The organism is Salibacterium lacus, from assembly GCF_042684865.1.
GTDB classification, from domain to species: domain Bacteria; phylum Bacillota; class Bacilli; order Bacillales; family Marinococcaceae; genus Salibacterium; species Salibacterium lacus.
The window spans coordinates 1915571-1926264 of the sequence record NZ_JBHUML010000002.1; the positions used below are offsets into that span (position 1 = coordinate 1915571).

Genomic DNA, 10694 nt, shown 5'->3' on the forward strand with positions numbered 1-10694 from the left:
CCCGCGCCCAAATTCCTTCAGAAATATCACAGAATTCTATTTCTACAAGGAGCCATAATAAAAGCTGCAAGGATATGTATGATCCCTGCAGCTTTTATTATTACTGTGCCGCTGCCTGTTGTCCGGAAGATCCTGCAGAGGAGCTTCCTCCTGCTCCCGACGATGCTCCGGCCGAAGCGCCGCCGGACTGCTGTACGAGACCGTCCTGCATCGCTTTAATCTGTTCATTAACAAGATATAGATTCCATCGTGCGGAAGTCAGTTCCTGTTCAGCCTGATCAACCTGAATACCGGTCTGTTCATACTCAGCGTGAGGAATTACGCCGATATCAGCCTGGATGCGGAGGTCCTCTACATCAGCTTCGGCATAACTCACTTCATCGCGGGCCTGAAGTACAGCCTGGTACTGCGTCTGCGCTTCCTGGAACGTGCTGTTTATGGAAGTCCTCAGATTCTGCCGCAGCTGCGTGATATTTTCCTGTTCTGTTTCCACGCTGATGTCAGCCTGTTCTTCTTCAAACCGGGTCGCGTCTTCATCATTACGTGTCTGCTCCCGGTTGTACTCAGCAAGCTCGAGCGCTTCCTGAGCGTTCTGCAGGCTGAACGAATCCTCTATAAGTGTTTCGGTTTCCGTTGTCTGCTCAATCGGCTCGAGTTCTCCCATCTCCGGTGCTTTGAGCGTCAGGTCTTCATGATAAACAATCCCGATATCGAGCGCAAACATCGCAAGATCATGATTGTACTGCGAACGCGCGTCGGCGAGATTGTTCTGCAGCCGTCTCACTTCCCGCTGCGACGTCTCGTATTCACTTTCCGGTGCGGTGCCGATTTCGACCTGGCGCTCTACATTGGACGTCTGCTGCTTCTGATTTTCAAGAGAAGCCTGCGTCATCTCGATTTGATTCTCCTGCATAATCAGCTGTACAAAGGTGGATTTCGCGGAAAGCTCTGCACTCCGGTGCGCCTCCTCCCTGTTGTAACGAAGCTGGATTTCATCGGAGTTCTGCTTCCGGATGGAATCTTCCAGGTTATCCAGATTGTCCTCCATGTCCTCTATTTGATTCTGCAGTTCAAGTCTTGTTTGAAAAGTCCGCTGACCCGTTTCATCTTGAACATCCCGCAGATCATCCATTTGATCCTCTAAATCTTCCAAATCATCCTGCAGGTCACTGTAATCGTCTTCCGAACTTTCCAGCTGGCTTCGTATGTTATCCAGCCGGTAATTCATCAGAATCAACGATGAATTATCATTCAAGGCCGCATCCACTGCATCTTCCATTGTTAACATCTGCACAAGGTCTTCCTGTGATGATTCATTGTCTGTCTGTTCATTTTCATTATTGGATTCCGGGTTTTCCGATGCCGTTTCTTCAGACTGTCCGGTTTCTTCCTGTTGCTGCTGACTTTCGGTTTCTGCCGCCGACACTGCCGCTGTCATCCCCGAAGAAGCAACGAGCGCCGCCAACCCTGCAGAAAAAATCCGTTTCATGTTTTCCTCCCCTATCTGCAAGAAATTATTGTTTAGATTTCTTAATAGTTTCCTTTACTAATCAATTGCTATTATAACGTAAATACACGGGAAGGAAAATAAAAAAGGTATTATATTTCTGTGAAAAAATGCCGCGGGCGTTTACCCTTCCCGTGGCATGTAGAACATTATTCATTATTGCTGCAGCGCACATTCTTTTGAAGTAAACAGATATATGCTGCTTTCCTCTTTTTTCACATGGAGAGTTTCTGTCAGCGCTTCTGCAAAAAACGGAAGCTGATATCCTTTGCATCTGGACGGATTTTCCTGGCTCCGGATCACGTATTGCGCGCCAAGGTGAGGGAAGAACTCAAACGTTTCCCACTCGTTTTCAAACATTTCAGCTGCTACGATTCGTGCAACAATGTCTGCCAAGTCTTTGTTAACCACTTCTTGAACATGGCTGCTCATATAAGTAGAGAAAGCTGAATCATTCATGACCTATCTCCTTTTCTAATCAAAGACTACTTTCTCATTGTAGTAAAAATAATAGAAATGTATGGTAGATGTCTATTCTGTATTGAGATTTTGTTATGAGGATCTCATGTTTTTCAGCCTGAACATATGCACCTCATCCTTTCTTTCAATCATACTACGTGCTCTGCGTATAGTCTGTTTTTATGCTTTATAATAATTTCGGCATTATTATTTCCCCTTTGTCACTATAAAAAAACCTCCGATGGACCATTTCCAGACAGATATGCAGCAAAAATGGTTCCTGGAAGCTTCCCAGGAACCACTTTCCTTCTATTCTATTGTGCGACTGACCCTTAGAACCGATCTATCGACCATTTCAGGGCGTTCCCAATCGTATAAGAGTCGATAAGCAGAACCACCGGTCCGGCCTTTTCTTACATCCGCAGTTTCCTCAGAGCAGAACGGCGCCAGTCTTTGACGGTGTGGGGGGATACGTGGAACCGCCCGGCAATCTCCTTGATACCGCGTCCATGGATGCTGTACTCCAGCACCCAGTCCTGCTCGCGCGGGGTCAGCCGGTCCAGATACGGACGCAGGCTGTCGAGCTCCAGATACAAACTTTCCATATCAGATGCCGGCGGTTCCGGCACGCGCTCAAAATCGCTCGGCGTGTAACGCTCTTCGTACACCGAATCTTTGCGCAGCTGCTCCTGCATCTCCCCTTTCACGGTAATATAAGCATAGGACGAAAACGGCACATTCTTCGTGTCATCAAACCGCTCATACGCTTTCCATAACGCAATAAAACCCACCTGCATGAATTCTTCCTGATTTTTATAGATCCGAAGCCGCTTGATCATACCTGTCACAAGCGGTGTGAAATCTTCCGCCACCTCTTCAAACGAAATACCCAGTGCCTGATTCATATTATTGACCTTTTCGGCCGGCGCGCCGCCGCTGTATTCCATGGTAGCCTCAGCGTAAGCGAAAACCCGGCGACGCGCACCTTGTAAAATGTAAGTATTTTACATAATGATGCAACACTCCACCGAGGGGAGTATTTGTCATTCACGTCTGATGCTTCAACGTTGGACAAATGGGTAACGAAGTTTCATTAGGGTTCGACACTTGGATCCATAGGGTGCTTCAAGGTTTGGCAGGTAAGTGCGGTTGTTTGGCATGTATTTGTGTGGATTCGGCATGTAAATCCGTTTATTTCGCCGGTACCGGCGGGTTCGGCTTGTATTACAGTGCATTCGGCTCGTAAAGCATGCAGTTTGGCATGTATTCGACAAAAGTCGGCAGGTAACGTCCAGCACACCGACCGCATCCCCGCAGCAACACATCATGATATACAGAAAAATCCGGACAGTACCGAGTGCGCTGCATCGCACATCGAATACTTGTCCGGATATTTACGTTCAAAATGTTCCACTTTTATAAAAAGAAACGCTGCGTCAATCCGGCATAATCACCGGCAAGGCGAGCCAGCGGTTTCAACTGATCGATATCAATTCTATAATGGCCGGCATAGGCCTCCCTTTCAACGTGGGCCCGCTGCGCGCGGCCGAGGACCAGGTGATCTGTTCCTACCGGAATCACCTGGTCCAGGACGCATTCAAACGAGATCGGTGCTTCCTGCACCATTGGGATATCTATCGATTCAGACAAATGTGGAGTCACTCCCGCCTCTCTAAATTCATCCACGTCCGGCGCGGCATTCCCGGCTGAGGTTTTCATCTCCTCTCCAAGTTCAAGGGAAACGATATTGATGACAAATTCACCGCGTTCCTGAATATTGGTGAGCGTATCTTTTACGGTCCCTTCCCTTTCCTTCACGCCCGGACCAATGGAAATGGCAAGCGTTGGCGGCTGTCTTGAAGCCACCGTGAAAAAGCTGAACGGCGCCAGATTCAAAACGCCGTCCCCACTCTTGGACGACACCCATGCGATAGGGCGCGGTACCACTGATCCCGTCATGAGTTTATAAAAATCCTGGATTTCTTCGACCGCCGGGTCAAAGATTTCAGCGCGGCTGCCTGGCATAAAGATGCAGCTCCTTTCCTCTTTTTACATGATTCCTTTCATTCCCTGTTTCTGTTCGGCAGAAACCAAATCATCCTTAAAGGATAAGGCTTCTCTTCTGTTTTCCGGAACACATAAGCGGCAGATCCATCAACTAATAAACTCTTTTAACAGCATCCTTGAAAAAACGGAGCCCGGGAAACATCCCGGGCTCCACTGTTTCACACTATATTTCTACGCATTCATCCAGTGATGTAGAAAGACTCAAATGTTCCTCGTCCTTTTTTACATACATCGTTGTTGTAACTGGACCTTCCGCCACTGGAACCTGGTATCCTTTGCAACGCTCCGGATTCTGCTGACTGCGTAGGACATACTGCTTGTTATCATTCATGAAAAATTCAAACACTTCCATATTGCTTTCAAAAGGGTCGACGGCAATAATATGTAGGACACAATCCACCAATTCTCTGTTTTCGGCAGCCTCAAGACGTTCACTCAGGTGAACCGGGAAATAAGGTGTGATCATAAAAACATTCCCTTTCTATCTTTTTTCTCATTATTCAGATTTTTGATTACTTTTACCGTATATACACTTCATATGTTACCTTTAACTTCAATTATTTGTATGGTAATTCCATAAGGTATTTGGCATTTCTGTGAGTTAGATTCAATGAAATGGATGATTGGGAGGGTGATGCTTCCGGTACTGAAGCGGAGTCTGCCCTGTGATTCGTTTAAACACCTTGGTAAAATAAGTCTGATCATTAAAACAAAGCAGCACCGCGATTTCAGATAGCGGCATGTCCGAGTAAATCATCCATCGCTTCGCTTCTTTCACTTTCACCTCAGCAATGTATCTCTTCAGCGACTTCCCGCTTTCTTTTTTAAAAACAGTAGAGACATGCCCGGGAGATAGGTTCATGTGATCTGCGATTGATTTCACATCCAGGGGTTCCTGCAAATGATGCCGGATGAAATCACGAATCTGCCGGATAAATGGGCTGTACGGTTTATTTCGCTCTCTTTGAATCATATCGTCGAAGGACGTCATGATGTGCCGGCGCAGTGCTTTTAATTGGGGGACGGTTTCTGTATGGTTTATCGAATGAAAAAAGCTCCCGGTGAACAACAAAGCTTCCGATGCTTCCATACCAACCGCAATCAAGGCCCTTGTCATCACAACACAGGTGACGTATAACTTATTTGTCATATGCATATGAATGTCCTCAGCCCCAAATGTTATATCCGAAGCCTCCTCCAACGCTTTCAGCATGTCGCCGCTCTCCGGATCCTCTCTCCTGATATAATCTATTATTGATTTTTCGGAGGAAGAGGATGTCCCGCGCAGTCTGTCATTATGTTCTCTCTTTAGGGGTTCGGAATTCAGTAAAGAATAATGCCGGATCATGCTGGTCATCATCGACTGCACAAAATAATGTTTGGATACAAACAAAGCAGCTGTAGCAGAGTGTTGCTCGATAGTTTCAAGATCCATGAGACCCTGGGCCGGTATGGCATCGTGTGTCCGGTACGGCCCGGCCATTATGAACCCATCTATCGCCGGCACCCACATAGAAAGGTAATACCAATCTTGTGCCTGCTCATAGAAATAACACACCTCCGCGTTCGACCGGCTGTATAAAAACAGATACATTGTCTTGTCTTCTTTCTGAACCGGTGTTCCGCAAGGGGAAACGGCACTGGATGAAGTATTGTACGTCTGTGAATAGAATCCAACATTCATTCCGGTCATCTCAGCTATAATTTGTATCAATTCACGTATCTTCGTTTGACCCGCTTTTGATTGTGTCAACGAGGCACCCCTCTCCTGCTGTGAATAGCATCAGTTGAATGGCTGACATTCATATGTAATTTTTGTCCTATTATATATTGCCTAGTCAACTTATGTTATGTTTTCTAATGAAATATCAAATAAATCATATATTTCTACCAAAAGAATGCCCATAAGGAACAGCTATAGTCAGGCGGTGTAATCAGAATAAGAAACTCCTGGATTAACCAACCCGCCCTAAAGGATGAATTTTCATGCCGCAGCATTTTCACTCCGTAAAAAGGTTCATTCCGACGTAACAACATTCAGCAGATGTTCGTAAGTACCCTGACCCGGCCCGCATTCTCCACTTGCCGTATAAAACAAAACAGTCATAGACTAAAGCAATGACACGTACTGTGTTTTAACGGGAGCACTGTTATTTAACGGAAAAATCTGATATCATGATGGCGTGTACAAGAATGGGAGGGTATTGGATGAATTATAGGAAAATAGGAATAGTTTCATTGTCCACGGCATTGGCCATAGGTTCCTTTACTGCCAACGTATCAGCAGAGGAAGCAGCCACGAAACAGACCGAAGCCGGAGAGGAGCAGATGGTGGAGATAAGTTCTGCCGACGTCAATGTAACGAAGGAAGATTTAATCAATCGTTTCAATGAATTGTTTCCTTCCAGATTTGATTCTCTTGAGAACAGCGATTTCCGCATGAATCATGTCCGAGGACCTGGAAGCGAGGAGGACGTCCTGACCCATCACTTAAGTTTTGACAAAGAAACCACAGATGGTAAAAGGATTCATGGAAATGTTCGGTTTATCGGGGAAGAGCTTCAGCTGCAGAGTTTTACCTATCAGCCCGGCAATGTTCAAGATGCGCTGTATCCAGCTGAGGTAACACAGGAAGAAGCAGAGGAGACGGCCCGTGAATTTGTGAATAATACCGCCTCCGGAGAGTATACGTTAAGTGAACAACAGCGTCCAACTATCATTGCGGGGAATCAAACGCTGACGGAGCCTGTAGAATATCAATTTACATTCCAGCGTATGAAAAATGGCATTCCGGTACAACATCAGATGATTCGCGCAACGGTACTCGGAAACGGCGAGCTATCCAGTTACAGTCATGGTACATACCAGCAGCAGTCCGCTTCCTATGAAGATCAGGAAGATATCCTGGCGAAAGAAGAAGCGGAAACTTCCATGAAAGAGAATCTGGACCTGCGCCTGCAGTATGCTGTTCAGCATGATTATCAAACAGATGAGCAGAACGTCAGCCTGGTGTACGCTCCTTCTCCCACTATTCAGGGAGTTCATGCACAAACCGGGAAATGGAGCATAAATAACTCCTTCGTTTCCGAACTGCCGGAAGAGGAGCAGCTGCAACGTCTCCGCGAAGAGCCTCTTGAAAAAGAGACAGATCCTGTGTCACGCGGGGACGTGAAACAAATGGCAAAAGATTTAATAACCGTTTCAGATGACGCTGAATTAAATATCCGCTCTATCCAGGAGACAACGCGAAACGGCGTCGACGTGTTTTCTCTCCGGTATATGATACAGCGCGGCAGCTCCGGCCACGGTACTAACTTTGTTGTGGAAAAAGAAACCGGCGATATTGTCGATTTTAGAAACGTGGATTACAGCGAGCGCTCACCGGAGGAGAACTTAACGAAGGAAGAAGCGTTGGAAGCCGCGGTGGAAGCAGCAGAAACCTACGGCAGTTCCTTTATTCACGAGTTCGCGTATCCTGTTGACAATGAAAGCAGCTCACCTCTTAACAGCGAAGGGACGTACCGCTTTTCTTTTCCGCAGGTGAAAAACGGCCTTCCTGTACAGGGCAGCTCGTTAAGCATCACGGTTTCGGCTGAAGATGGAGAGCTCGTTTCATTTAACAATCGGCGCAACGGTGATATTACAAATTGGCCGGACCCTGAAAATGCAGTGGATAAAGAAACAGCTCTGCAGGACTACAAAAACGAACTGAATGCTGAGTTGTCTTATGCCTCTCATGACCTGCAGGGGGATACGAATACGTACCATCTTATCTATCAGCCTTCGTATCAATCGAACGGTCTTTATTATGACGCGGCAACCGGTGAATGGACGGAATCGCAGCTCACTCAAAATGAATCGCCGGCCGAAGAGGTCATTACGGATCACTGGGCAGCAGATCAAATCAATTATATGGTACAGTCCGGCATCCTTTCTGCCGATGAGGAAAAAGAACTGAAACCAAATGAAGCCGTGTCCAAAGGCACCGCTCTGGAAATGTTGATGAAGTCCATGGAAAGTTTCTATCCAGGCAATCCAAATGAAGAACAAACAGCAACATTTGAAAATATTCAGCCGGACCATTCTTCCTTCCAGGTCGTGGAACAGGCCGTCGAGTCAGGGGTTATCAATGCGGAGAACAACACCTTCCCCGTTGACGAAACCCTGACCCGCGAAGAACTTGCCGTCTGGATTGTCCGGGTATTGAATCTGGAGCAAGCAGCACAGCATAAGGACATTTATAATCTTCCATTTGAAGATGAAAGCGGGATTTCCGAGGACTACGCCGGGCACGTCGCTCTTGCCCATGCCGAGGGTATTCTGCAGGGAAGCGACGGCCGGTTCAACCCGGACGATGACGTGACTCTGGCTCATTTAGCGGTCACCTGCTTCCGCCTCGCGGAAAAACAAGCGAATAACCAGTAAACAAAAAGCTGTCCCCGGGATTCCTTTTCCGGGGACAGCTTTTCACATATAAGATGAATACTATGTCACTAATAGAAATCATCATGACTACCAATTTCACGCCTCTAAGATAACCAGACTTCTTTATTTAAGTTGGAGAGTTTTTCTAACAAACATTCGTGCCCGACTATCCTGTTTTCCAAGGCTTTATAATTTTCTGGAATACCAGTCATGAGTCTGTCCATTCCTGCAAACCCTTCTTTCACCTCTGACTCCAACGGACCCTATCCTTGTTTCCAAAACGTCTAATCTAGTCTCGTATTTAGTCTTCAGGCTGGGATTTATTGATTGCACTTCCAGTAAAATGGTTTACAGCTTCAACAATATCGTACAACTACATTTGAGTGCGCCACACAAAGAAAGCACCCGTTTGTAAAGAGATCATGCCGCAGTTAAGAAGGACGGGTTTGAACCCCTCTGCTGACCGTAATAATAATCGGTGTGCCGATTACCGTCGGCAGCAACCAAAAGATTAAAGCCGGCCATTCATTTACTATTGGAATACCATTTATATTTACGACAAGTACAGCTGTGACAATTCCAATATAAGATCCTAACATGCCACCGATATGTTTAGACAGCCAATTTAGCGGACGTTTTTTCCTTGCCCGATAACCAAATAACGCTAACCCATATGAAAACAATGCAATAAAAAACAAATAAGCAGACTCCTGCCAGTGCATTATCGATATGACAACCGCTGAAACAAAAACAACAACATAAGAGCCGTGGTACAACTCCCCCAGGAAAGTATGCCATCCGTGTTGTTTTTTCGCGAAAGCTGCAGCCAACCCAACAATTAAACATAATATCCCGGAAATGATGTGAAACGTTAAGAAGAAACCAAATATGGTCATAGACTTCTTTTCCTCTCTCCTGAGATTCATTTTTGTTCAACAATACTGGTGATCGTAATATTCATTATTTTCTTATGTTGATTATATCATTTCCCAGCAAAAACGATTCCGATTTTTTCTGTTGTCATCAACCATTCGTTCTGTTTTTCTCATGATCCCAAGGAGTGGCTCTATCGACCAACACCGAGCCGGCAACGAGATCAAAATGGCTCCTGGGGAGACGCTAACGACTATTTCACTCCGGTCGCCAGGGGTGATTGGTCGATAGAAACAGTCTAACAACCACTTCTTCCCGGGCTCCGGTAAAGGATTAGCTCCCGGGACAACTCTATCGTCCAATTCAATGAATTTTGGCATTCCAATGGGGCACAAACAGATATGGAAGCTGGACGCAGGTCAATCCCTACAGCACCTCCCGCCGCAGCCCATGGCTGCTGTACACCTCCAGCAACCTTTTTTCATCCCGACTCTGGGATGATTGGTCGATAGATAGCAGATTACGACCATTTCCGGATCACGACGTAGCTCAATGGGCCCGTAGATCCCTCTACCGACCATCTCTCCTCCGGCTCCGGTGGAGGAGTGGCTCCTGGGACAACTCTATTGACCAATTTGAGTAGTTGCTGAACCACAAGGTTGCCCTTTCCACCATTTCGGGTATCGGCACGGGCTCAGTCATCCGTCGCCTCCCATCCGCAGGACATTGCTGCACGGAGCGTACCGCCTTTTTTACACTGGCACCATGGCGATTGGTCGAGAGACGAGTATGAACGGTCGTTTCCGGCTTGCTATCCGGCGGTATTGGTCGATAGAACCATGCTGACGACCATCCCCCCCCCGGCCCCCGCGGGGGAACAGCTCTTAGACCGGATCTACCGGCCACTTTAAATCTTCTTGAAGGTTCTATTGGTCCCGGCAGCCGGGGTTCGGGCCCTCCATCTATGGAAGGATAATAGACTTTTCGTGCGGGAAACTGGCCATAACTTTGTCATTAGGGACATCATAAACTGGCGGAAACGGAAAAATGGCCGGTATCTCAAAATACCAGACACCTTCCGGCCCGTTCCCGGAGAAAATGTCCCCTAAAATTCATCCCCGTTCCTAAAAAAAAAGACCGCCGGATTCAATATCCGGCGGTACTTTTGGTTGCCTGGCGGCGTCCTACTTTCACAAAGGGTTGCCCCTTTATTATCATCGGCGCTGGAGAACTTAACTTCCGTGTTCGGCATGGGAACGGGTGGAACCTCTCCGCCGTCGCCACCAGACCTGATGCCCTTAGGCGGGCTTTGTTTTATCCAGGGAATCATGTTCCCTCAAAACGACATAACGAATATAGAGCC

General features: G+C 46.8%; 8 protein-coding genes and 1 rRNA gene. 1 reads left to right on the plus strand and 8 read right to left on the minus strand.

Annotation, left to right across the window (positions count from 1 at the left end; all coding sequences use genetic code 11):
• Positions 1–100 precede the first annotated feature (100 nt).
• The 6 genes from ACFSUB_RS10530 to ACFSUB_RS10555 form a co-directional block, all read right to left on the minus strand.
• The gene (locus ACFSUB_RS10530) at positions 101–1489 is read right to left on the minus strand and encodes a TolC family protein (RefSeq protein WP_380713131.1); all 1389 of its coding nucleotides are present in this window, start codon (positions 1487–1489) and stop codon (positions 101–103) included.
• Positions 1490–1663: 174 nt separating this feature from the next.
• Positions 1664–1966: a hypothetical protein gene (locus tag ACFSUB_RS10535; protein WP_380713132.1), complete on the minus strand. Its 303-nt coding sequence runs from the start codon at positions 1964–1966 to the stop codon at positions 1664–1666.
• A gap of 413 nt (positions 1967–2379) precedes the next feature.
• Positions 2380–2871 (minus strand): sigma-70 family RNA polymerase sigma factor, encoded by a 492-nt coding sequence (locus tag ACFSUB_RS10540; protein WP_380713133.1) that lies wholly within the window; start codon positions 2869–2871, stop codon positions 2380–2382.
• Positions 2872–3382: 511 nt separating this feature from the next.
• The gene (locus ACFSUB_RS10545; RefSeq protein WP_380713134.1) at positions 3383–3991 is read right to left on the minus strand and encodes a flavin reductase family protein; all 609 of its coding nucleotides are present in this window, start codon (positions 3989–3991) and stop codon (positions 3383–3385) included.
• 205 nt (positions 3992–4196) lie between these two features.
• Complete coding sequence (locus ACFSUB_RS10550) at positions 4197–4499, minus strand: hypothetical protein (RefSeq protein WP_380713135.1); 303 nt, start codon at positions 4497–4499, stop codon at positions 4197–4199.
• A 141-nt stretch (positions 4500–4640) separates the two neighbouring features.
• Positions 4641–5786: a helix-turn-helix domain-containing protein gene (locus tag ACFSUB_RS10555; protein ID WP_380713136.1), complete on the minus strand. Its 1146-nt coding sequence runs from the start codon at positions 5784–5786 to the stop codon at positions 4641–4643.
• 455 nt (positions 5787–6241) lie between these two features.
• Between ACFSUB_RS10555 and ACFSUB_RS10560 the strand changes: the two genes are divergently transcribed.
• Positions 6242–8458 (plus strand): YcdB/YcdC domain-containing protein, encoded by a 2217-nt coding sequence (locus ACFSUB_RS10560; RefSeq protein WP_380713137.1) that lies wholly within the window; start codon positions 6242–6244, stop codon positions 8456–8458.
• A gap of 431 nt (positions 8459–8889) precedes the next feature.
• On the opposite strand, the gene ACFSUB_RS10565 is transcribed toward ACFSUB_RS10560, so the two are convergent.
• Together ACFSUB_RS10565 and rrf are read right to left on the minus strand one after the other, a co-directional pair.
• Positions 8890–9354 carry a DUF2306 domain-containing protein gene (locus ACFSUB_RS10565; protein WP_380713138.1) on the minus strand — a complete coding sequence of 155 codons (465 nt, stop codon included), beginning with the start codon at positions 9352–9354 and terminating at the stop codon, positions 8890–8892.
• Positions 9355–10502: 1148 nt separating this feature from the next.
• Positions 10503–10619: ribosomal RNA gene (rrf, locus tag ACFSUB_RS10570) — 5S ribosomal RNA — on the minus strand.
• Positions 10620–10694 lie beyond the last annotated feature (75 nt).

What these genes read in the sequence shown, in the direction of transcription:
- ACFSUB_RS10545 (WP_380713134.1), bottom strand. Translation starts at nt 3,991, where the DNA reads ATGCCAGGCAGCCGCGCTGAAATCTTTGACCCGGCGGTCGAAGAAATC.
- ACFSUB_RS10565 (WP_380713138.1), bottom strand. Translation starts at nt 9,354, where the DNA reads ATGACCATATTTGGTTTCTTCTTAACGTTTCACATCATTTCCGGGATA.
- ACFSUB_RS10535 (WP_380713132.1), bottom strand. Translation starts at nt 1,966, where the DNA reads ATGAATGATTCAGCTTTCTCTACTTATATGAGCAGCCATGTTCAAGAA.
- ACFSUB_RS10550 (WP_380713135.1), bottom strand. Translation starts at nt 4,499, where the DNA reads ATGATCACACCTTATTTCCCGGTTCACCTGAGTGAACGTCTTGAGGCT.
- ACFSUB_RS10560 (WP_380713137.1), top strand. Translation starts at nt 6,242, where the DNA reads ATGAATTATAGGAAAATAGGAATAGTTTCATTGTCCACGGCATTGGCC.
- ACFSUB_RS10540 (WP_380713133.1), bottom strand. Translation starts at nt 2,871, where the DNA reads ATGAATCAGGCACTGGGTATTTCGTTTGAAGAGGTGGCGGAAGATTTC.
- ACFSUB_RS10530 (WP_380713131.1), bottom strand. Translation starts at nt 1,489, where the DNA reads ATGAAACGGATTTTTTCTGCAGGGTTGGCGGCGCTCGTTGCTTCTTCG.